This window comes from Flintibacter faecis (genome assembly GCF_014287875.1).
GTDB classification, from domain to species: Bacteria; Bacillota; Clostridia; order Oscillospirales; family Oscillospiraceae; genus Lawsonibacter; species Lawsonibacter faecis_A.
Genome location: NZ_JACOPN010000007.1, coordinates 37,590 through 59,180, shown reverse-complemented (window position 1 = coordinate 59,180; position 21,591 = coordinate 37,590). Strand labels below are relative to the sequence as shown.

Sequence of the window (21,591 nt, the reverse complement as noted above, 5' to 3'; positions counted from 1 at the left end):
CATGAGTAAACCCCAGGGCGGCGGCTCGTTTTTTGAAACGATCGCCCGGTTCGTCGTAGACCGGCGAAATCTGATCTTTTTTCTGTACATCGTCGCCGCCATCTTCTCTGTGATCTCCTCGCGCTGGGTGGGCGTGAACAACGACATCACCGACTATCTATCAGAAGACACCGAGACCCGCAAGGGCCTGACTCTGATGGACGACGAGATGACCACCTTCGGCACAGCGCGGATCATGGTGTCCCATGTGACATATGACATCGCCTATGACCTGGCTGGGCAGATCGAGGGCATCGACGGCGTGTCCTCCGCCAAGCTGGGGGACAACGACCCCGCCGACCCGCCGGACGAGGACGACGATGCCGAGCCGGACACCCCGGAGGACATCGCCGACTATATGCAGGGGGCCAACGCCTTGATCACCGTCACCTTTGACGGGGAGGAGGACGACGACTCGGCCAAGGCGGCCATGCAGGACATCAGGACCCTCCTCAGCGACTATGATGCCTATATCTCCACCAAGGTGGGCGTGTCCCAGGCGGACACCCTGGCCCAGGAGATGACGGTCATCCTGGCCATCGCCGCCGTCATCATCGTGCTGGTGCTGCTTATCACCTCCCGCTCCTATGCCGAGCTGCCCGTGATGATCCTCACCTTTGCCTCCGCCGCCCTGCTGAATATGGGCACAAACTTCTGGTTCGGCACCATCTCCTTCATCTCCAATTCGGTGACGGTGGTGCTGCAGCTGGCACTGGCCATCGACTATGCCATCATCCTGCTCCACCGGTTCACCGAGGAGCGTCAGACCTGCGACACCCGCCAGGCTTGCATCAACGCGGTGAGCTACTCCATCCCAGCCATTGCCTCCAGCAGCCTGACCACCATCTCCGGCCTGGGGGCCATGCTGTTCATGCAGTTCGGCATCGGCCCGGACATGGCTATGGTGCTCATCAAGGCCATCTGTTTCAGCATGCTGTCGGTGTTCACCCTGATGCCAGGCCTGCTGATGCTGTTTGCCAACGCCCTGGTCAGAACCCAGCACAGGGAGTTTCTGCCTAAGATCGACAAGTGGGGCCGCCTGGTGGTCAAGCTGCGCTATATCGGCGTGCCCGTGTTCCTGGTGGTGCTGGTGGCCGGCTTCATCCTGGCCAACCGCTGCCCCTATGTCTATGGCGACACCCTGGTAAAGACCACCAGCCACAGCGAGCAGCAGATCGCCGACCACCGGGTGGACGACACCTTTGGGGCCCAGAACGTGGCCGCCGTGCTGGTGCCCCGGGGGGACTATGAGAAGGAAAAACGCCTGCTGGACCGCCTGGAGCGCTATGACCAGGTGGATTCCGCCACCGGCCTTTCCAACATCGAGGCCAAGGACGGCTATTGCCTGACGGACAAGATGACCCCCCGGCAGTTCTCCGAGATGACCGACGTGTCCTATGAGTCCGTCTGTCTGCTCTACAGCGCCTATGCCGTGGACCAGGAGGAGTATGGCCGCATCGTGGGGGGCATCGAGAACTACTCTGTCCCCCTGATGGACATGTTCATCTTCCTCCACGACCAGATGGACGAGGGCTATGTCTCCCTGGACGACGAGACCGAGGCCGATGTGAACGATATGTATGACCAGCTCATCGACGGCCAGAAGCAGATGCTGGGCGAAAATTACTCCCGCCTGGTGCTGAACCTGGACCTGCCCGAGGAGGGGCAGGAGACCTTTGCCTTTTTAAAGACCATCCACCAGGAGGCCGAGCGGTATTACCCCGCCGACCAGGTACTGGTGGTGGGCAACGCCACCAGCAACTATGATCTGTCCACCTCCTTTGCCCGGGACAATGTGATGATCAGTGTGCTGTCCGTGGCCTTCGTCATCCTCATTCTGCTGTTCACCTTCCAGTCGGTGGGCCTGCCCATCCTGCTGATCCTGGTCATCCAGGGCAGTATCTGGATCAACTTCAGCTTCCCCACCCTGACCAATACCAACATCTACTTTATGAGCTATCTGGTGGTCACCGCCATCCAGATGGGCGCCAACATCGACTATGCCATTGTCATCTCCACCCGGTATACCGAGATGAAGGCCAGCTTCCCGCCCAAAACCGCCATTGTCAAGGCCCTGAACCTGGCCTTTCCCACGGTGTTCACCTCGGGCACCATCCTAAGCTCCGCGGCCTTCCTCATCGGTAAGATATCCACCGAGGCCGCCATTGTGGGCATCGGTGAGTGCATCAGCCGGGGCACCCTGATCTCCATGTTCCTGGTCATGTTCATCCTGCCCCAGATCCTGCTGGTGGGGGATATCATTGTGGAAAAGACCAGCTTTAAGCTGAAGGCACCTGTGCCCGCCCAGCGCACCGCCGGAACGGTGTATGTGAACGGCCGGGTGCGGGGCCGCATCAACGGCGTGGTGGATGCCAACGTCCACGGCGTGGTCCACGGGGAGATATCCGCCCTGGTGGGCAGCGGGACCATTGAGAAATTACCGGAGGAGGACCCTTCTGATGACGATCAAGCGCAAGATGAAGAAACAAACGGCAAATAAGCTGCTGTGCCTGCTGCTGGCGGCCCTGCTGCTGGCCGGACAGGTCCTCCCCGCTCTGGCCCTGAACCAGGAGGGCGGGACCATCACCATCGCCACGGCGGAGGACCTGAAGGAGCTGGCTATCCAGTGTACTCTGGACAGCTGGTCCCAGGGAAAGACGGTGGTGCTGACTGACGACATCAATCTCAGCGGCAGCGGCTTTACCCCCATCCCCACCTTCGGCGGGACGTTCGACGGCCAGGGCCACACCATCTCCGGCCTGACCATCACGGGCAGCGGCAACACCCGGGGGCTGTTCCGCTATGTGCAGCAGGGGGCCGTGGTCCAGAACCTGACGGTGAAGGCCTCTGTCGGGCCCAGCGACCGGAAAAACGAAGTGGCCGCCATCGCCGGCAGCAATTCCGGCATCATCCGCCAGTGCGCCGCGCAGGGCGGCGTGAAGGGGGGCGACTCCGTGGGCGGTGTGGTGGGCGTCAACGAGCTCACCGGACAGGTCATCAACTGCACCTTCAGCGGCTCTGTCACCGGGGAGCACTATGTGGGCGGCATCGCCGGGCGGAACCTGGGCAGCCTGATCCAGTGCCGGAACTCCGGCAGCGTCAATACCACCGAGGTGGAGACGGAGAAGGACCTGAGCAGCGTGGACTGGGAGCGGCTGAATTCCGCCCAGAACATGCCCGCCTGCACCGACATCGGCGGCGTGGCCGGCTATTCCAGCGGCATCCTGCAAAGCTGCTCCAACTCCGGCCCGGTGGGCTATGCCCATGTGGGCTATAACGTGGGCGGCGTGGTGGGCCGCCAGTCCGGCTATTTGGACGGCTGCTCCAACTGCGGCCCCGTCCTGGGCCGCAAAGATGTGGGCGGCGTGGCCGGCCAGCTGGAGCCCCAACTGACCCTGAAATATGACGAGGATACCCTGAACAAGCTGTGGGATGAGCTGGATCATCTTCAGGACCTGATGGACTCCACCCTAAGTCACGCAGGAACCACAGTGGACGCAGTCTCCCAGCAGATCACCGACTTTACCGCCAGCGCCGGTACGGCAAAGGATGCCGTTCACGACCTGACCGATGCCATGACCGACTGGGGCAACGGCAACATCGACCAGGTGAACGATGCCTTTGCCCGCATCTCCTGGACCCTGGACCAGATGAGCCCCATCCTGGACACCATCAGCCAGTCGGTGGACCGCGTGTCCAAGGCCTCCTCCCAGCTGGCCGACGCCATGGACAGTATGCGTCAGGTGAACGATGCCCTGGACGATGCGGCGGACAATATGGATGATGCCCGGGACGATATGGACGATGCCCACAAAAGGGCTCAGTATGCCCTGAACTCCATTCGGGATGCCCTGGATGACCTGCGCCGGGCGGTGGGCAGCGACGCGGACACCGCCGCCGCCCTCAAACAGCTGGTCCTGGGCATGGACCAGCTCTCCGACGCCCTGGGGGGCGTGGCTGTGAGTATGGGTACGATGCTCCAGATCATCCTGGATGCCTATGAGAATGGCGGCCTGACCGGTGAGGCCCTGGAGGCCCTGCGGGCCCAGGTGGACAAGACCATGGATGAGCTGGTCCGGGCCAAGGGCGCGCTGGACAGCGTGGACGGGGCGGTGCGTGTCCTGACCGACCACCTGCTGAAAAATCTGGGCGATGCCATCAACGACCTGGACGATGCCATAGGCTATCTGAAGGACGCGGGGGACTATCTCTCCCAGGCGGGCAGCCACTTTGCTGATGCGCTGGCCGACCTGCAGAAGGCCCACGACCCCCTGGACGATGCCCTGAGCAGCCTGTCCGACGCGGGGGACACCCTGTCCGCCGGACTGGACCTGCTCAAGCAGGCTCTGGACGACGGCAAGCGGGTGGTGGATGAGCTGGCGGCCAAACCCACCATCCAGTTTCAGATCATCGGCGACGACCTGACTCAGAAGGGGGACGCGGTGGACGATGCCTTCTCCGACCTGCTGGACAACGCGGGCAGCATGAACGACGTGCTGTCTGACCGCTCTGACATCGCCATCGCCGACCTGCGGGCCATCAACGACCAGCTGCGGGTCATCATCGACCTCATTCGGGATGCCATCGACGAGGAGCGGGACAAGGACCTGGACGACTACTTCGAGGATATCTCCGACCAGGATGGGGACGGAAAGCCGGACGCGGGGCTCATCTCCGCCTGCCAGAACGACGGCAGCGTGGAGGGGGACGTGAATGTGGGCGGCATCGCCGGGTCCATGGCCGTGGAGTATGACTTTGACCCGGAGGACGACCTGACCAAAGTGGGCGACAAGTCGCTGGACTTCCGCTATCTGGCCCGGGCGGTGATGCTGGACTGCATCAACCGGGGAGAGATCACCGGAAAGAAGAACTGCACCGGCGGCGTGGTGGGCCTTATGGACCTGGGCCGGGTGTCCGGCTGCCAGGGCTATGGTCCCGTATCCAGCACCGACGGGGACTATGTGGGCGGCATTGCCGGGGCCTCCTATGGCTTTATCCGGGACAGCTGGGCCAGGTGCCAGCTGTCTGGCAAAGACTATGTGGGCGGCGTGGCCGGTTATGGCAACACCATTGCAAACAGCCGCTCCTTCGTGGAGATCGACAAGGGGGATGCCTATGTGGGTACCATCGCCGGGGACATGGAGGACGACGGCACCCTGACGGGCAACCTGTTCGTTCACGATACCCTGGGCGGCCTGGACGGCATCAGCTATACCGGCAAGGCCCAACCCACCACCTTTGACGAGCTGTCTGCCCTGGGCAATGCCCCCGGGGCCTTCACCCAGTTCCAGCTCACTTTCATGGCCGACGGCAAGCAGGTGGCGGTGGTTCCCTTCCAGTATGGCCAGGGGGTCCAGAGTCTGCCTGATATCCCGGCCAAGAAGGGCTACTCCGCCCAGTGGCCCGATATCGACTATGGACACCTGACCTTCAGCCGGACGCTGGAGGCGGAGTATACCCCCTATGCCTCCGTCATCACCGACGGAAGCGGCCTGCCTGAGATCCTGGTGGACGGCAGCTTCAGCCGCAGCGCCAAGGTGGCGCACACCACCGCCGACGTGACCTGGACCGACGAGAGCGGCAAAGAACACGCCGGCACGGCCTACACCGTCACCGTCACCGACCCTGTGCTGGACGATGTGAGCTACACCGTCCACTACCGCCTGCCAGACCACGGCAAGCGCTATGCCCTGTGGGTGGAGACGGCGGAGGGCTGGCAGCGTCAGCACCTCACCGTGGATGGCAGCTATGCCATGATCCCCTGCCAGGAGCGGAAGATCACCTTCTGCGTTCAGGAGGAGGGCCCCATCTGGCTCGTCTGGGCCATCGCCGGGGGCGGCGCTGTGGTCCTGCTGGCTGCAGGCGGCGCGCTGCTGCACAAGAAGAACAAAAAGAGCAAAAACGACAAAAAGCCGGCGGAACCGAAGCAGGTCCCGGCCGGAAAATAAGAGAGAAACATGCTCCGCCGGGCCAAAGTACAGTGTCCGGCGGAGCATATTTCGGCAATTATTTAGCCGTTATCGGGAAAAATGAAAAGCTTAAAAGAAAGTTAAGAAAGTCCCTATAGCTTTTTTAAGCGGGGCATGATATAATCAATTTACCAAACTATCAGCTTGAAGGGAAAGGAGGAACGTATGCTTCCTAGTGCGTTTTGGCTCATTGCGTTGATCGTGCTGCTGGTGGGGGAGGCCATCACCATCGGACTTACCTTCGTCTGGTTTGCGGTGGGAGCTCTGGGAGCCCTGATCGTGTCGGTGCTGGGCGGAGCGCTCTGGCTCCAGGTCGTGATCTTCCTGGCCCTGTCCGGGGTGACCCTGGCCCTGGCCCGGCCTGTGTTCGCCCGCTTTTTAAAAACCAGCCACGCCGCCACCAACGCCGACCGGGTCATCGGCCAGACCGCCGTGGTGACAGAGCAGATCGACAACCTCAGCGGAACCGGCCAGGTGAATGTGGCCGGGCAGATATGGTCGGCCCGCAGCGCCCACGATGTGGTCATCCCCCGTGAGACCGAGGTGCGGGTGCTGAAAATATCCGGCGTGAAAGTGCTTGTAGAGGCTATCTGAGTGCATTCCTCGAAACATATCGTTGAAAAGAGAATGAAAATAACAAGGAGGATACTATGGACAACATTATTTCTGCTGCCATGGGCTTGATCGTCATTCTGATCGTGCTCATCATCCTGGGCTCCTGCATCAAGGTGGTGCCTCAGTCCCGGGCCTTTGTGGTGGAGCGCCTGGGCGCCTTCCGCACCGTGTGGGGGGTGGGACTGCACATTAAGGTCCCCCTGTTCGAGCGGGTGGCCAAGAACGTGTCCTTGAAGGAGCAGGTGGTGGACTTCCCGCCCCAGCCCGTCATCACCAAGGACAACGTGACCATGCAGATCGACACCGTGATCTACTTCCAGATCACCGACCCCAAGCTGTACGCCTATGGCGTGGAGAACCCCATGTCCGCCATTGAGAACCTGACTGCCACCACCCTGCGCAACATCATCGGCGACCTGGAGCTGGACCAGTCCCTCACCAGCCGGGACCACATCAACGGCCAGATGCGGGCCATTCTGGACGAGGCCACCGACAACTGGGGCATCAAGGTCAACCGGGTGGAGCTGAAGAACATCATGCCCCCCCGTGACATCCAGGAATCCATGGAGAAGCAGATGCGGGCCGAGCGCGAGCGCCGTGAGGCCATCCTCCAGGCCGAGGGCCAGAAGCAGTCTCAGATCCTGGTGGCCGAGGGTGAAAAGCAGTCCGCCATTCTGAAAGCCGATGCCGCCAAGCAGGCGGCCATCCTCCAGGCCGAGGGCGCCAAGCAGGCCAAGATCCTGGAGGCCGAGGCCGAGGCCCAGGCCATCCTGAAGGTGCAGCAGGCCACTGCCGACGCCATCAAGCTCATCAACGAGGCCGCCCCCGGCGATGGTGTGATCAAGATCAAGGCCCTGGAGGCCTTCCAGGCCGCCGCCAACGGCAAGGCTACCAAGATCATCATCCCCAGCGAGATCCAGGGCCTGGCCGGTCTGGCCGCTGCGGGCAAGACGGTGTTCTCCACCGAGGAGCCCAAGGCCGAATAAGCCCGATTTTTTCAAATCATTCTACCGCCCGGACTGCACCTGCAGTCCGGGCGGGAATCTTTTTTGCCCCTTGCCAAGGCACCGGCGGGGCATTATAATAGCCTGCGCAGAAGAGAAAACAGGAGAGGATCTGCTGTTTGAGAAAGGACATGCTATGGAAGCAACGCAGCAAAAGCAGCCGCTGGATATGCTGAACGGCCCCGCCGGGTGATATTGCCTATGTCATAGCCTGTTCCAGGCAAAAAGCAAGGCACGGCGAGCCGTGTCTTGCTTTTTTAAAATAATTTGAGTGATATTTCGGCAATAGCCGGATTTTAAAGCACGGTCAGGAAGCAGTAAAACCCCAGGCCGCTGGCCGCACAGGCCCCCATCATAAAAAAGTCCCGGTTTACGTTGTTGGGGTCACAGGCCCGAGTCATCAGATAGGGCAGGAATGCGGCGGCGATGATGGAGACCCAAATCAACATAGAATAATTCCTCCTATTTTCATTTGTTTACCACCATTCCATATCGAGTTGATACTACGGTCAGTGTCTGCCTTGTAACAATATAATCATACTATAAAACAGAGAAAAAACAACAGAAAATCACAATAATTCACAAATTATTTTCAAGCAGCGATCAAAAAATAGAAAAATTGATAAAAGTATAATAAATAAAATGCCTATAAACTTTTGTAAGAGGAATATAGAGATTATGATAAAAGTATTATTTGTCTGCCACGGCAATATCTGCCGCAGTCCCATGGCGGAGTTTGTGATGAAGGACCTGGTGGAGAAGGCGGGGCTGGCATCGCAGTTCCGCATTGCATCCGCCGCCACTAGCCGGGAGGAGATCGGCAACCCGGTCTACCCTCCGGCCCAGCGCAAGCTGGCCGAGCACGGCATCGGCTGTGCGGGCCACGCCGCCCGGCAGATCACCGCCCGGGACTATCAGGACTATGACCTGCTCATCGCCATGGACAGCGCCAACCTGCGGAATATGCGGCGCTTTTACGGCGGGGACCCGGCGGGCAAGATCCACATGCTGCTGGAGTACGCCGGCCGCCCGGGGGAGGAGGTGGCTGACCCCTGGTACACCGGGGACTTTCAGGCCACATGGGAGGATGTGTCCGCCGGGTGCGCCGGACTGCTGGAGCAGTTGACAGAAAACTGAACAGGATAATGACCCGGCCCGGAGACCTGATAAAGCAGGCTCCGGGCCGGGACAATATCATATAGAAAGAGGACTTTTATAGAAATCAAGTTGTAAATAAGACGAGCAAATGATATAATTTTCAAAAATAAGTTTGGGTGTAGGAGGTTCACCATGCCGAGAGGGAAAAGGGCAGAAGCTCGAAGCCGATACCTGGTCAGAGCAATCGCGGAGAAAAAGGGATGGGATACTAGACATCCTCAAAAGGGGGGAGATTTTCTTGAAGAGCAGGAAATAGAGGACTTTTTCCCGGACTGTGGGTTGCAAGGGAATAAGCCGGATTTTTTAGTTTGCAAGAAATCTGTTCCGATTTTGGTGGTAGAAGCGAAAAATGATGTTAAGAAAATTGACCAAGCGGTGAAGGAAGCCACTGAATATGCGGAACAGATCAATAAAAAAGGCTCCTATATTATCAAAATTGCGGTCGGTGTAGCAGGGGAAGAGGATCACGGATATTTATTTCGCTCTCTTTTTTGGAATGGAGTGGATTGGAAGCCGCTGACTTCAAAGGGGTATGAATTGACCAGTTTTCCAAGCCTGTTTGAGGTGAATGGTGCGGTCTACACGAATAATGGGACAACGGAAGTCTCTATACCACAAATATCTGATTACATAGATGTAGCTATAGAGCTTTCGTCTATTTTACGTTCGGCCAAGATCGAACCATCTCTAAGACCAAAAGTATTGGGAGCTGTGATCACTGCGTTATATTGGGGTGAGATCGATCTAGAGGATGGCGCAGAATTGAAATCTATCAATACTCTGGTAGCGGAAGCGATCCAATCTACCGATCATTTTGAAGAAACAAAGAAAGAGCAGTTGATCGAAGCACTGAAATTAACGATTGGTGACTATAATAGGTTGTCAAATAAAATAGGAAAGATCGTTTTCTTGCTGAAAAGGCTAAATATCAAGTCTGTTTTGCAGACGGATACAGATTTCCTAGGATTGCTCTATGAGGCGTTTATTCGATACGGATATGATAACAACTCGCTTGGCATCGTATTTACACCGAGACACATTACAAAATATTGCGCAGAGTTGATCGACATTACGGCGCAGGACAAGGTAATTGATATTGCATGCGGCTCTGGGGGATTTTTAGTTGCGGCGTTTGACCGGATGATAAGAACTGCGAAAGAGATCGGTGTTTCAACAGAGACGGTCAGAGAATCGCTTTATGGATTTGATACCAATCCGACGGTGTGGTCGCTTGCTGCATTGAATATGTTCTTTCGAGGAGACGGAAAGAGTCACATCGAAAATGCCAGCTGTTTCGACCCGAAGAGTAAAGACAGTACGAAAGGTAAATTTACAAAAGCCCTGTTAAATCCACCTTTTTCACAAGAAGAAGAGCCAGAACGGGATTTTATATCCGCAGCGATGGATTCCTTACAGACACTGGGAGTTATGGCCGTTGTCGTGAAATCGGGGATATTTGCAGATGACGATAATGCTCGGTGGAGATATGAGTTTTTAAAGCAGCACACGCTACTGGGGATGATAAGCCTTCCGGGAGATCTGTTCTATCCAACTGCGGTCGATACAACGATCATGATTGCAAGAGCACATCGTCCGCAAAACAAAAATGACAGCATATTTATGTCGAAAATTTGGAATGATGGATTTAAGAAGTTAAAAGGAAAACGAGTTGAAGCTGAGGGCTCTCAATTACCAGAGGTGTTGGAACAGTTTAAGAGATTCATGAAGGGTGAAGAACCGAATTCTCAGTTAGTTACAACGATCAAGGCTGAACAGTTGATGGAAATAGGCGCAGAATTTTCACCCGAACAGTATTTGTCACAGCCTGACTTTCTGAACAATGAGCAGGCATATTACATAGAAAATGTGACAAGGTCAATTTTAACTTCGTCCATATGTGTTGAAGAGCTTGCAGATGAAGTGATCGATAGCTTTCCAATGGCAGAGTATGCGCTACCAAACATCCCGTATGGAAAGAGTGGAACAGTAGAGACGTTCTTTACCGTCGCAGGTGGGAAGTCTAGAGGGGAGAGCAATTACTTGGCAGGCTCGTGCCCCTATGTGTCATCGGGCGATCCACAAAATAGCATTATCCGCCTTGTAAGGGATGTAGAAGGAGAAGTGTTTCGACAGGGGGCAATTACTGTTACATGTTTTGGACAAGCATATGTACAACCCTGGAGATTTATGGCCAGGGGAAATGGAGGCAGTGCGGTGCGGGTATTGCTTCCCAAATATCGAATGACCTATGCTGAGATAGCGTGGTTTGCGGCACAGATCAATATGCAGAAATGGAGATTCTTTTATGGCAGAATGGCGATCCAACGGAGATTGAAAGAATTGGAAATTCAAGCACCGCATCAGAAATTAGAAGATAGTGAGAGCAGTATTGCGGAGAAAATTCGAGCTTTGTCCGATAGATTTGCAGATATCATGAAAGGGTAATGACCCGGCCCGGGGACCTGATAAAGCAGGCTCCGGGCCGGGTGTTATTCACCTTTTTCCGAGAGAAACGGGTGGGTGAACAGCTCGTCCACGGCGCTCTCATAGGCGGGGGAGGCATCCGCCTTGCGGATACGCTTGAGGGGCTTCTCCGGCTGGTCGAACAAAACGGAGAGATAGTTCCACAGCTCCTTCATGTGGAATACCGTGTTCCGCTGGCTTTGGAAGATGTCCAGATAGGTGTGATAGAGCTCGTCGTGAAAGGCCCGCAGCTCCTGCCGGGTGAGGGCTGGCCCACCCTGGCAGCGGCGGATCAGGGCCGGGTCGGCCAGCAGTCCCTGCCCCAGCATCCAGTGCCGGACCTGAGGGAAGCGCCCCTGCATGGCGGCGCAGTCTTCCGGGGTGCGCAGGCCGCCATTATAGCACATGGGGCCGGGATAGACCTCCAGCGCCCGGGCGAAGTAGTCCGGCCGCACCGGCTCCTTGTAAAAGTCCTGGCGTACCCGGGGGTGCAGGATGAGCAGAGAGATGGGGTAGCGGGAAAAGCACTCAACCAGGGGGAAAATCTCTTCCGGGTCCCGCAGCCCCAGGCGGGTCTTCACGGAGACCTTGCCCCGGGAGGCGGAGAAGACGCCGTCCAGAAAGCGGTCCAGGCCCTCTAAGTCGGCCAGCATCCCAGCACCCTTGCCCTTGGCCGTCACCGTACCGGAGGGACAGCCAAGGTTCAGATCCACCTCGTCATAGCCCATGGCGAACAGCTCACCGGCGGCCCAGTTAAAGTCCCCGGCATTCTTGGTCAGCAGCTGGGGCACGGCACGATAGCCCGCATTGCGCTCCGGCGAGATGTTCCGAAGCTCCCGGGGGGTGAACACCCGGTCCTGGGTGGGGGTGATAAAGGGCATGTAATAGCGGTCTACACCGGGGAAGTGCCGGTGGTGGACGGCGCGGTACTCCGCGCCGGTGATCCCCTCCATGGGGGCGAAGTAATACTCCACAGACGATGTTCCTTTCGCAGTCAGCTTTCCCCCATTATACCCGCCGCCGCGCCCCCGGGCAAGGCTTTACTGTCCCTTATATTTCCGCCGGGTGGCGATGCCCCCGCGGATGTGCCGCTCGGCCTTGTTCTCGTCCAGCACCTGCTTCACCTGCAGATAAAGCGTGTGATTGAACTGGGGCAGGCGCTCGGAGATATCTTTGTGGACGGTGGACTTAGAAATTCCGAACCGCCCCGCTGCCGCCCGGACGGTAGCCTGGTTTTCGATGATGTACAGGGCCAGGCGCTGGGCCCGCTCCTCCATGTTTCCCTTCACAGCATAACACTCCCCACGCCCTGCAGCCATTCGGCAGAGCCAGATGTGGTTCATGTATATGTCATGTGGGGCAGAAAGATACCCTTGCTAAGGCGGTGGGGGACAGCTTAATGCAGGGGCGCTATTCACAATGTGGTCCCGCCTGTTTCAAAGCGAACACCCCGGAAAGCAAGACTTTCCGGGGTGCTGCACGTTGGATTTTCGACTTGTGTCTGGGAAGGGGAAGTAGAAAGAACGAATTTCTGATGAAAGATGGGAATCCGCGTAACAGCGGAAGCATCTGTGCGTTAGGCGTTAGGACAGCTCGTAGCTCTCCTCGACCTGGACCTTGCCGCTTCTGAAGCGGATGCTGCCGAACAGGAAGGCAAACGCCACAACGCCCAGGTTGGCCATCAGCAGAGGCAGGGGCAGCTTGAAGGAAGAGGTGACGCCGGAGACAACGATAACCAGCAGGTCCACGATGCACAGGGCCTTCAGAGCGCCGTTGCTGATGTGGAAGTTGGACTTGTTCCAGGCATCGGGCAGGACCTTGGGCATGTTCCACAGACACAGCACGATCATGGTCTTGGTGATAGCGCCGACGGTGATGGTGATGTTGCTGATGATGTCGATGTCGATGCCGAAGGCGATGGGCACGAAGCCGATCACATAGTAGAAGCCCAGCAGGATCAGGGGAGTGCGGTACTTGGGGTGCAGACGGGCCAGGGAACGGGGATACCAGCCGTCGTTACAGGCCTGCATCAGGGGCTTGGTGCAGGTGGCGATGGAGCTGTTCAGGGTGGTCAGCAGGGCCATCCAGCCGCCGCCGATGCAGAACAGGTAGTACAGGGGCTTGGACAGGATCGCGCTGGCCACAACGGTCATGGGCTTGCCGGCGACCTCGGCCACGGGCAGCACGCCGGAGGCGACCACACCGATCAGGCCATAGAACAGGGACACGCCCAGGGTGGAAAACAGCATAACACGGGGGATATCACGGGTGGGGTTCTTCGCCTCGCCGCTCATCTGGGTGACGTACTGAGCGCCGTCACAGGTGTAGCTCATGAGGACGGAGGCCTGCCACAGGCCGACGGCGCCGTGGGTCATGAACTGGGTGGGCTCGAAGTAGTTGCCGTCCAGCTTGGTCAGGCCCACTGCGGTAAAGGCAGTCAGGGAGATGACCAGGATGACAACGGCCGCATTTTGGATCTTGGAGAATGCGTTGATACCGAAGGTGTTGGTGATGAACAGGAAGGTCAGGATGGACAGGGCGATGACCTTACGGCTCACATTGGGCAGGAAGGGCATTGCATAGTCTGCAAAAGAAAGTGCATACATACACAATGTAACGCTGGTCAGCAGTGCGATCATGGAGTAAGTACCGGTCCAGCGGGGGCCCAGGAAGGTGCCCACCATGGAGTAGTCGCCGCCGCGGAAACGGGCAACGGAGTTCAGGAAGATCTGGGGGGAACGGGCCAGGACGGCGATGATACCGCCGATGACGAAGGCGATACAAACGCTTCGGCCGGTCTCGTCAATGCCCCAACCGGTCAGGGACATGATGCCCGAACCGATGATGGAGCCGACACCGACAGCCATCAGATCCCAGAAACCAAGAACGCGCTTAAGGTCTTTTGTGGATGACAGATTTTTCTTATTGTCTGACATCGGGTTCTCTCCTCTCTGTTTTACAACATTTATTCCTGGCGGGCGGCAGCTGGGCCGCCCGCTGAGAATACAAAAGAATTACTCGCGGTAGTTCTTCGCAAACTCTGCCTTCAGGGCGCTGAGCTTCTCGGGGTCGCCGGCCACACGCAGACCGGTCAGAGCCATGAGCTTGCTGGCCAGGATGCACTGGTCAATGGGATACTCCTGGCAGGTCAGCAGAGCGGTCTCGTCGGCGTGGCCCACGGGAACGGGCTCGCCGTCGTGCACGATGGGGAAGGTGATCTCCACAGTGGGGATCTTGTAGGCCACGCAGCCCAGGTCGGAAGAGGCCTTGGGCAGGTTGCCGAAGGTGAAGCGGGAGGAGTCGATGCCCAGGTCAGCGGCGTAGTTGGCGGCGTTGTGATACAGGCTGGGCACGGGGGTGGCGCAGTACCAGGGGGCATCCCACTTATAAACGGCAGTGGTATCGGTCATCAGCTCCGCGCCCTTGATGACGTTGTCGATCCGGTGCATCATGGAGTTCAGCTCGGCGGAGTCGTTGGTGCGAACCTCCACGTTCAGGGTGGCCTCGTCGGGGACGGAGTTGGCAGCGGTGCCGCCCTTGGAGATGATGTAGTGGATGCGGTTGGTTTCCACCATGTGCTCACGCATAAACTCCAGGCCCATGCAGGTGAGCATCACGGCGTCCAGAGCGCTGCGGCCCTTCTCGGGGGCGGAGGAGGCGTGGGCGGAGCGGCCCTTAAAGGTGAGCCAGTTGTCGTGGGTAGGCCAGACGATGGCCTTGCCGGTGACCTCGGAGCCCCACTCGGCACCGTAGTGGTTGGCCAGCATCAGGTCCACCTCGTCCATGTAGCCGCCCTCCAGGATGTAGTGCTTAGAGCCCTCCAGCTCCTCGGCGGGGGTGCCGTAGACGATGACGGAGCCGATGTCCTTAAAGGCCTCCTTCAGACCCAGGGCAGCGGAGAAGCCGGAAGCGGCGATCAGGTTGTGGCCGCAGGCGTGGCCGTTGGGCAGAGCGTCATACTCCAGCATCAGACCGATGACGGGGCCGCCCTCCTTGCCCTTGAACACGGCCTTAAAGGCGGTGGGCATGTCGATGTCCTGATGGAATTTGGGGTGCTTGCCCACCAGGCCCCGCTGGACCTCGAAGCCCTCCTTTTCCAGAGCGTTCATGATCAGGGTGGAAGACTGGAACTCCTCCCAGCCGACCTCCTTGAACTCCCAGACCTTCTTGGCCAGCTTGTGGACCTTTTCACGGTTTTCGTCGATGACTTCCATCATCCGCTGTTCATTCGGGGTCATGCTAAATTCCTCCATTTCAAAATAACAAAGCCGATTCGTTTTTTGGTGCACGTGCTTTTCCAGTGGTGCACTTCCGTTCAACTTGACATCAGTATACGCACGGAGCGTTAAAACTCCGTTAACAAGAGTGACCGGCACAAAAAAATTTAAAATAAAAACGGGTCGAGCGTTAAAAAAAGGCTTGTCGAAGCGGGACAGAGCCGCGCTTCGACAAGCGACAGAGGGGGCTGCGGTGAGTGACAGCCTATGATTTTCAGGTTGTGGATGCGCCGAGGGCGGCCGTCCCGGCGGGGAAAACAGGCTCGGTCGGTGCAGTTACTGCGGGTGCGGAGGGGCGGGCACCTGGGATTCTGGAACATTTTGCATTTTGCGCAGGGTCTCGGCCCGTTCCGGGTCCCCGCCGCATTCATAATGGCGAATGGTGTAGGGCAGCAAAACACGCCAGCGGCGTCCGGTTTTTTGGGTGTCGTAGTATTCGGCCATGGTGTGATGCCACAGTTGCCGCTTGCCCATGGCCAGGCGCTGATAGACATAGTGCTTGTAAAACTGCTGCTTGAACTTATAGACGACGCCTCGGTTCCACGGCTGTTCGACGACGAGGCCCACCGCCAGCAGCTGATCCAGCAGGTCCACCAGCTCCATGGGCGGCAGACCGGTCAGGACGGTCAGGTCCTCCAGGTCGGCCTGTTCAAATTGGATGGACAGGGCATCCAGCACCCGCCGCTGCTGGCCGGTCAGCCGGTCCAGCCGCAGCTGGATCAGCATGTCGATCCGGGGCAGGGAATGATCGGAATTCCACCCCTCCTGACGGATCGCGTTCAGCGTCTCCATCAGGGCCAGGGGGTTGCCGCCGGTGCGGAGAAACAGCTTGTGGACGGCTTTGTCGTCTGTGATGGGCTCGTCCAGTACTTTGCTGGCAATGGAGGCGGTCTCCTCCTCTGTAAACGGATTCAGGGGCAGGGATACGATCATGTTCCGCTCCTGCAGGGCAAGGAGCATCCCCCGGACGTTCTTCTCCTCCCCCGTTCGACAGGTTGCAATGAGAAAGATCCGGTCGTTCCCGAATTCGATCATCATCCGCTGCATCAGCAGCTGACTGACCGGGTCCATCCACTGCAGGCTGTCGAAATACATAATGATCCGCCACTGGTTTACCAGCTCTTTAAACAGGGCCAACACATTGCTGATCAGTGCGGCGGTACCTTCTGCGCCATGCGCATCCCAGTCGGTGTTCAGGGGGAGAATAGAGGACAGCAGCTCGCGCCCCTGTTCCGACAGGTGGATGGTCCCGATCTCGCACAGGTTTTCCAGCTGGAGAAACAGGTCCCGCCACGACTTGACCGGAAGGTCTGACTCCAGTCCATAGCAGTGGGAGGACAGCTGTAAAACGTCGGTGCCGTAGTTCATTTTTAGGACCTGATCCATCAGGGCGGTCTTCCCCACGCCCACGTCGCCCTCGATGACCACAGAGCGGGTGGTGTTCTCGTTTAAGAACCAGAAGATCCGCTCGTCAATGTACTGCAGCTCTACCAGCCGGCCAAAGAAGCTGTCCCGCGCGTCCGGTCTGCGGAGGGAGGAGAGTTTTTTCCGATGGAGCAGTGTCTGCTGCATCAGCTCAGCCAGATGGGAGGGCGGTTCGTCCAGGTCGCTCCGAAGACGGTCGGCATACTCCTGGTACAGCTTTAAACCCAGGTCGTACTTCTCCGTCTGGGCAAAACACTTCATGCCGGTGAGGACCATCTCCTCGTCCCAGGGCCTCCACAGTTTCCATACGTCAACAAGTTCCTGCAATCTTGCCGTGTTCCGGCAGACAGCCATGTCTGAAAGCTGACGTTTAATGTAAGTCAGGCTGCGGGTGAGCTGCTGCTCCCGCTTTTGTTCTACCCAGGCTTCAAACTCGGGACAGTCTTTCAGATAGAAGAAGTCCAGAAAGCGCTCCCGGGACAGGGCGAAGTCCGAGTCCGGCGCGTCCCAGTCCGTCCGCAGCCCCACCCGCTGGTTCAGCTTCAGGTCATTCCGGCCCTGGAGGATGATGACCTCGTCCCCTAAACAGCGGCGGATCTGAAACAGGGCCTGGCGCAAGTTCTTGCGGCCGGTGTTTTCGTCACAGGAACTCCAAAACAGAGAGACCAGTTCGTCGCGGCTGGTCTGCTTTTCCACGCAGATATAATAAAATACACCCTCTGCCTTTCGGTAGGGGAAATGGATCACTGCTCCGTCTCGACAGACGCACGGGGTACCCAAAAGCGTTACCCGGTCATCCGGCACAGTCCTCACCGTCCTTCCCTTATACATTATGCATTTAAAAAATAGCAGCTGGCATATGTGGGAAACAGAATATTCCACACAGGCCGCTTGTCCGTCGTAAAACGAAAAAAGCTCCTGGCCGTAAACAAGGAGCCTGGAGCCGATGGGGTGACTGGAACACTTGACCTGTTGACTGCGAATCAGATGCGCTGCCGACTGAGCTGCACCAGCACACCAACTTTTGGGGAACTGTCCATATGCTGCATGGGCGATGACCAATGACACTTTTTCAGCAAGTGAAATATTCTGCTATCAAACTACAGCAACAGGATATTCAAGATGTATTTTATTATAGCGGGAAACGCTTCCTTCGTCAAGGAGATTTCCCTTCTGTATCCCGGAGCTGACTGGGGCGGCGAACCGGCTGCGATTCGTGATATTTTGCAAAAAAGTTTCAACCCAAAAGCGCAGCATGGTCTGATGGCAAAAGTCGGGTCCTGTTGCGCTTTCTTTTTGTGGAATCCTCTGATATAATAAAACCATCAAACCCAAAGAGAAAGAGGGAGAACTGTATGCGAACCATCACCGCTGCCGCCATCACGGACACGGTGGCACGGCTGTGTATCCAGGCCAACACCCGCCTGCCCGATGACATCGTGGCCGCATTGGACCGCCGCCGGAAGGAGGAGCCCTGGCCCCTGGCCAAGGAGACCCTGGGCCTGCTGTGGGACAATATGGAGCTGGCCGAACAGAAGGACCTGCCCATCTGCCAGGATACGGGCATGGCCTGCGTCTTTGTGGAGCTGGGCCAGGATGTCCACATTGAGGGGGACTTTGAACAGGCCGTTCACGAGGGGGTCCGCCGGGGCTATGGGGAGGGCTATCTCCGCAAGTCCATTGTGGGCGATCCCCTGCGCCGGGTGAACACCGGGGACAACACCCCCGCCGCCATCACCCTGCGTCTGGTGCCCGGGGAGGGCTGCACCATCACTGTGGCCCCCAAGGGCTTTGGCAGTGAGAACATGAGCCGCCTGGGAATGCTCAAACCCGCCGACGGGGTGGAGGGCGTAAAGAAGTTCGTGCTGGACACCGTCCGCCAGGCCGGCCCCAACCCCTGCCCGCCCATTGTGCTGGGCATCGGCGTGGGCGGCTCCTTTGACAAGGTGGCCTATCTGGCCAAGCACGCCCTGCTGCGGCCCATCGACCGGCCCAACGCCGACCCCTATTACGCCCAGCTGGAGGGGGAGCTGCTGGAGGAGATCAACGCCATGGGCATCGGTCCCCAGGGCTTCGGCGGCCAGACCACCTGCCTGGGGCTGTCCATCGAGGCGGCCCCCACCCACGTGGCCGGGCTGCCGGTGGCGGTGAATGTGAGCTGCCACGTGACCCGCCGGGCGACGGCACAGCTGTGAGAGGGGAGGAGTTTTCATGCAATATCGTCTGACCACCCCGGTGACCCGGGAGGAGCTCGCCCCCCTGAAGGCGGGGGACACGGTGCTGCTGTCCGGCGTGGTGTACACCGCCCGGGATGCGGCCCACAAGCGGCTGATGGAGCTGCTGGACGCAGGGGAGCCCCTGCCCTTTCCGTTGGAGGGCTCGGCCATCTACTATGTAGGCCCCACGCCGGAGCGCCCCGGCCAGGTCATCGGCTCCGCCGGCCCCACCACCAGCGGGCGCATGGATGCCTATTCCCCCCGGCTGCTGGATCTGGGCCAGTCCATCATGATCGGCAAGGGGGCCAGGAACCAGGCCGTGAAGGATGCGGTGGTGCGCAATGGGGCCGTCTATCTGGCCGCCTTAGGCGGAGCCGGAGCCCTGATGGCCGCCAGCGTCCGGTCGCTGGAGGTCATCTGCTGGGAGGACCTGGGCTGTGAGGCCGTCCGCCGTTTAGAGGTAAAAGATTTCCCCCTTACTGTGATTCTGGATGCCCACGGAGGAGACCTGTATCAGGCCGGACCGGAGGCCTATCTGGCTGCCCGGGCGGGCGAATAGATCTGTTTTCTGCTCCCTCGGTGAGGAGGGGGAGAAAAAATACATATGGGACCGGAGAGGAGAACAAGTTATGTTTACCTGCGCTAGCTGTACCATCGCCGCATGCGAGACCGGAGACAAGGAAAAGATGCCCAAGAACTGCCCGATGCGGGACAATGACTTCTTTGACCACATCCTGGAGGAATACGCCAAGCCGGAGAACCACGACTTCTTCCTGACCAGCACCGCCATCGAGGCGCTGGGCTATTGCCAGTGGCCCCGCCTGCGGGAGGTGGCAGAGTTTGCCCACCGCATGGGCTATACCCGACTGGGGATGGGCTTCTGCATGGGCCTGCACAAGGAGGCCGCCATTGTAGAGCGCATCCTGCGCAAGCAGGGGTTCCAGGTGGTGTCCGTGTGCTGCAAGACCGGCGGCATCCCCAAGCGGGAGGCCGGCTTTACCGAGGAGACCCTGTCCACCCCCGACCACCATGTGGAGTGTACGCCCTTCCAGAAACAGTTGGTGGAGGAGCCCATGTGCAACCCCATCGCCCAGGCCAAACTGCTCAATCAGGCCAAGACGGAGTTTAACATCTGTCTGGGTCTGTGTGTGGGCCACGACTCCCTGTTCTATCGCCACTGCGAGGCCCCCGTCACCACCCTGGTGGCCAAGGACCGGGTCACGGGCCACAACCCCGTGGCCGCCATCTACTGCGCCGACGGCTATTTCTCCGGCAGAAATTCCATGGACGGGGAAGAAAAGTAAACCTAAAAACGGCCGCCCCGGTGTGGGGCGGCCGTTTTCAGGTGATTGCAGATTACTGAATGTTCAGGGTGGTCCCGTCCAGGGTGATGGTGTGGCCCAGCATCTGGAACAGGGAAGCCGGGGCCCAGGTGGTGCCGGGGGCCTGGACATAGGTCAGCTCGCTGTAGGGCAGGGAGCCGGTGGTGCCCGCCATGCCGTCGATTTTTGTGGTGCCGAAGATCAGGGGGGCTTTCAGCAGGATGCGCACGGAGAACTGGTCGTTCTCCACCCGGACCAGAGGGCCGTTGTCCCCGTTCACGGCATCGTAATAGACCTGGAGGCCCAACTCCCGGGCCACGGCGGCCACAGGGACCATGGGCTGGCCGGAGCGGATCATGCCGGTAATGGCGCTGTCCTTGCCGTCCAGCTTCAGGGCCAGCTGGGTGCCGTCGGGCAACTGGGGCCGGTTCAGGCGCATGACGTGGGTGGCGTAGGTCTGGCCGGGGTAGGAGGTGAGGACCACGTCATACCAGGCCAGGATGGTGTCGCCGGCCTTCAGGTCGGACAGGGTCAGGGCGGAGCCGTCATAGCCGGAGACACCGGTGGTCTCCCCGGTGAAAATAAACAGGCCGCCGTTGTCCACGGTGAGGGTGTACTGTCCCTTGTCACCGGGCTCCGCATCGCCGATCACATGGTACTGGGCGCAGCCGCCGTCCTGGGGGATGTTGCGCAGCACGGCCAGGGCCCGGCCGGCGGAGGGCAGCGGAGCATAGGGCTGGGTGCGGTCATAGTCCAGGGCCACATAGACCTGCTCCCCGTCTTTCAGCGTGGCGGGGTCGCTGGCGGCGTGCTTGCCGCTGTCCACCCAGGCGGTGTTCTCGTCGGCGGTGAGGGCCAGGACGGTGCCTTGATCGCTGGTGAGGGACAGCTGGGCGGGGCGGCCCTGGCCGTCCCGGGCGGTGATGCGGACGGTGCCGTAATACAGCAGGCTGTCGGGGCCGCCGTCACCGGGCAGGCTGGCCGGGACGGAAGAGGTGGCCGCAGACGCATCTGCCGTCGTGTCCGCTGCCAGGGCGGGGATGCCGGTGAGGCAGAGCATGATGCCGCCCAATATCAGGGCCGTGAGACGTGTTTTTTTCATA

General features: G+C 58.9%; 16 protein-coding genes. 9 read left to right on the top strand and 7 right to left on the bottom strand.

What is annotated here, in order from left to right:
• Nucleotide 1 precedes the first annotated feature (1 nt).
• The 4 genes from H8S55_RS10405 to H8S55_RS10390 all read left to right on the top strand — a co-directional run bounded on the left by H8S55_RS10405 (nucleotide 2) and on the right by H8S55_RS10390 (nucleotide 7,609).
• Nucleotides 2–2,539: an efflux RND transporter permease subunit gene (locus H8S55_RS10405; protein ID WP_186878914.1), complete on the top strand. Its 2,538-nt coding sequence runs from the start codon at nucleotides 2–4 to the stop codon at nucleotides 2,537–2,539.
• Nucleotides 2,499–5,987, top strand: a complete 3,489-nt coding sequence (locus H8S55_RS10400) for a GLUG motif-containing protein (protein WP_186878913.1) — start codon at nucleotides 2,499–2,501, stop codon at nucleotides 5,985–5,987. The genes H8S55_RS10405 and H8S55_RS10400 overlap by 41 nt, the downstream gene beginning before the upstream one ends.
• A 186-nt stretch (nucleotides 5,988–6,173) precedes the next feature.
• Complete coding sequence (locus tag H8S55_RS10395) at nucleotides 6,174–6,602, top strand: NfeD family protein (RefSeq protein WP_147562591.1); 429 nt, start codon at nucleotides 6,174–6,176, stop codon at nucleotides 6,600–6,602.
• Nucleotides 6,603–6,658: 56 nt separating this feature from the next.
• Nucleotides 6,659–7,609, top strand: a complete 951-nt coding sequence (locus H8S55_RS10390; protein ID WP_147562590.1) for an SPFH domain-containing protein — start codon at nucleotides 6,659–6,661, stop codon at nucleotides 7,607–7,609.
• A 314-nt stretch (nucleotides 7,610–7,923) separates the two neighbouring features.
• On the opposite strand, the gene H8S55_RS10385 is transcribed toward H8S55_RS10390, so the two are convergent.
• Nucleotides 7,924–8,076: a hypothetical protein gene (locus H8S55_RS10385; RefSeq protein ID WP_186878912.1), complete on the bottom strand. Its 153-nt coding sequence runs from the start codon at nucleotides 8,074–8,076 to the stop codon at nucleotides 7,924–7,926.
• 229 nt (nucleotides 8,077–8,305) lie between these two features.
• Between H8S55_RS10385 and H8S55_RS10380 the strand changes: the two genes are divergently transcribed.
• Both H8S55_RS10380 and H8S55_RS10375 read left to right on the top strand, forming a co-directional pair.
• Nucleotides 8,306–8,764: a low molecular weight protein-tyrosine-phosphatase gene (locus H8S55_RS10380; RefSeq protein ID WP_186878911.1), complete on the top strand. Its 459-nt coding sequence runs from the start codon at nucleotides 8,306–8,308 to the stop codon at nucleotides 8,762–8,764.
• Nucleotides 8,765–8,917: 153 nt separating this feature from the next.
• Nucleotides 8,918–11,230: an HsdM family class I SAM-dependent methyltransferase gene (locus H8S55_RS10375; RefSeq protein ID WP_186878910.1), complete on the top strand. Its 2,313-nt coding sequence runs from the start codon at nucleotides 8,918–8,920 to the stop codon at nucleotides 11,228–11,230.
• A gap of 44 nt (nucleotides 11,231–11,274) precedes the next feature.
• On the opposite strand, the gene H8S55_RS10370 is transcribed toward H8S55_RS10375, so the two are convergent.
• The 5 genes from H8S55_RS10370 to H8S55_RS10350 all read right to left on the bottom strand — a co-directional run bounded on the left by H8S55_RS10370 (nucleotide 11,275) and on the right by H8S55_RS10350 (nucleotide 17,697).
• Nucleotides 11,275–12,222 carry a tRNA dihydrouridine synthase gene (locus tag H8S55_RS10370; RefSeq protein ID WP_366467831.1) on the bottom strand — a complete coding sequence of 316 codons (948 nt, stop codon included), beginning with the start codon at nucleotides 12,220–12,222 and terminating at the stop codon, nucleotides 11,275–11,277.
• Nucleotides 12,223–12,288: 66 nt separating this feature from the next.
• Nucleotides 12,289–12,537, bottom strand: coding sequence for a sporulation transcriptional regulator SpoIIID (spoIIID, locus tag H8S55_RS10365; protein WP_147562587.1), 249 nt, complete (start codon nucleotides 12,535–12,537; stop codon nucleotides 12,289–12,291).
• Between the two features lie 294 nt (nucleotides 12,538–12,831).
• Nucleotides 12,832–14,184, bottom strand: a complete 1,353-nt coding sequence (locus H8S55_RS10360) for an APC family permease (RefSeq protein ID WP_147562584.1) — start codon at nucleotides 14,182–14,184, stop codon at nucleotides 12,832–12,834.
• Between the two features lie 78 nt (nucleotides 14,185–14,262).
• Nucleotides 14,263–15,486 (bottom strand): amidohydrolase, encoded by a 1,224-nt coding sequence (locus H8S55_RS10355; RefSeq protein ID WP_186878909.1) that lies wholly within the window; start codon nucleotides 15,484–15,486, stop codon nucleotides 14,263–14,265.
• 315 nt (nucleotides 15,487–15,801) lie between these two features.
• A complete protein-coding gene (locus H8S55_RS10350) occupies nucleotides 15,802–17,697 on the bottom strand; it encodes an ATP-binding protein (RefSeq protein WP_366467828.1) in 1,896 nt (631 codons plus the stop codon).
• A gap of 608 nt (nucleotides 17,698–18,305) precedes the next feature.
• Between H8S55_RS10350 and H8S55_RS10345 the strand changes: the two genes are divergently transcribed.
• From H8S55_RS10345 to H8S55_RS10335, 3 genes are all read left to right on the top strand, one after another.
• Nucleotides 18,306–19,145: a fumarate hydratase gene (locus H8S55_RS10345; RefSeq protein ID WP_186878907.1), complete on the top strand. Its 840-nt coding sequence runs from the start codon at nucleotides 18,306–18,308 to the stop codon at nucleotides 19,143–19,145.
• A 16-nt stretch (nucleotides 19,146–19,161) separates the two neighbouring features.
• Nucleotides 19,162–19,725 carry a Fe-S-containing hydro-lyase gene (locus tag H8S55_RS10340; protein ID WP_186878906.1) on the top strand — a complete coding sequence of 188 codons (564 nt, stop codon included), beginning with the start codon at nucleotides 19,162–19,164 and terminating at the stop codon, nucleotides 19,723–19,725.
• Between the two features lie 70 nt (nucleotides 19,726–19,795).
• Nucleotides 19,796–20,470 (top strand): DUF1847 domain-containing protein, encoded by a 675-nt coding sequence (locus H8S55_RS10335; protein ID WP_186878905.1) that lies wholly within the window; start codon nucleotides 19,796–19,798, stop codon nucleotides 20,468–20,470.
• A gap of 52 nt (nucleotides 20,471–20,522) precedes the next feature.
• On the opposite strand, the gene H8S55_RS10330 is transcribed toward H8S55_RS10335, so the two are convergent.
• A complete protein-coding gene (locus H8S55_RS10330) occupies nucleotides 20,523–21,590 on the bottom strand; it encodes a hypothetical protein (RefSeq protein ID WP_186878904.1) in 1,068 nt (355 codons plus the stop codon).
• Between the last annotated feature and the right edge of the window lies 1 nt (nucleotide 21,591).

Bases quoted from the DNA above. Each gene is read 5' to 3' on its own strand.
- H8S55_RS10405 (WP_186878914.1), top strand. From the start codon at position 2: ATGAGTAAACCCCAGGGCGGCGGCTCGTTTTTTGAAACGATCGCCCGG.
- H8S55_RS10330 (WP_186878904.1), bottom strand. From the start codon at position 21,590: ATGAAAAAAACACGTCTCACGGCCCTGATATTGGGCGGCATCATGCTC.
- H8S55_RS10360 (WP_147562584.1), bottom strand. From the start codon at position 14,184: ATGTCAGACAATAAGAAAAATCTGTCATCCACAAAAGACCTTAAGCGC.
- H8S55_RS10355 (WP_186878909.1), bottom strand. From the start codon at position 15,486: ATGACCCCGAATGAACAGCGGATGATGGAAGTCATCGACGAAAACCGT.
- H8S55_RS10390 (WP_147562590.1), top strand. From the start codon at position 6,659: ATGGACAACATTATTTCTGCTGCCATGGGCTTGATCGTCATTCTGATC.
- H8S55_RS10345 (WP_186878907.1), top strand. From the start codon at position 18,306: ATGCGAACCATCACCGCTGCCGCCATCACGGACACGGTGGCACGGCTG.
- H8S55_RS10385 (WP_186878912.1), bottom strand. From the start codon at position 8,076: ATGTTGATTTGGGTCTCCATCATCGCCGCCGCATTCCTGCCCTATCTG.
- H8S55_RS10380 (WP_186878911.1), top strand. From the start codon at position 8,306: ATGATAAAAGTATTATTTGTCTGCCACGGCAATATCTGCCGCAGTCCC.
- H8S55_RS10340 (WP_186878906.1), top strand. From the start codon at position 19,162: ATGCAATATCGTCTGACCACCCCGGTGACCCGGGAGGAGCTCGCCCCC.
- H8S55_RS10335 (WP_186878905.1), top strand. From the start codon at position 19,796: ATGTTTACCTGCGCTAGCTGTACCATCGCCGCATGCGAGACCGGAGAC.
- H8S55_RS10395 (WP_147562591.1), top strand. From the start codon at position 6,174: ATGCTTCCTAGTGCGTTTTGGCTCATTGCGTTGATCGTGCTGCTGGTG.
- H8S55_RS10400 (WP_186878913.1), top strand. From the start codon at position 2,499: ATGACGATCAAGCGCAAGATGAAGAAACAAACGGCAAATAAGCTGCTG.
- H8S55_RS10375 (WP_186878910.1), top strand. From the start codon at position 8,918: ATGCCGAGAGGGAAAAGGGCAGAAGCTCGAAGCCGATACCTGGTCAGA.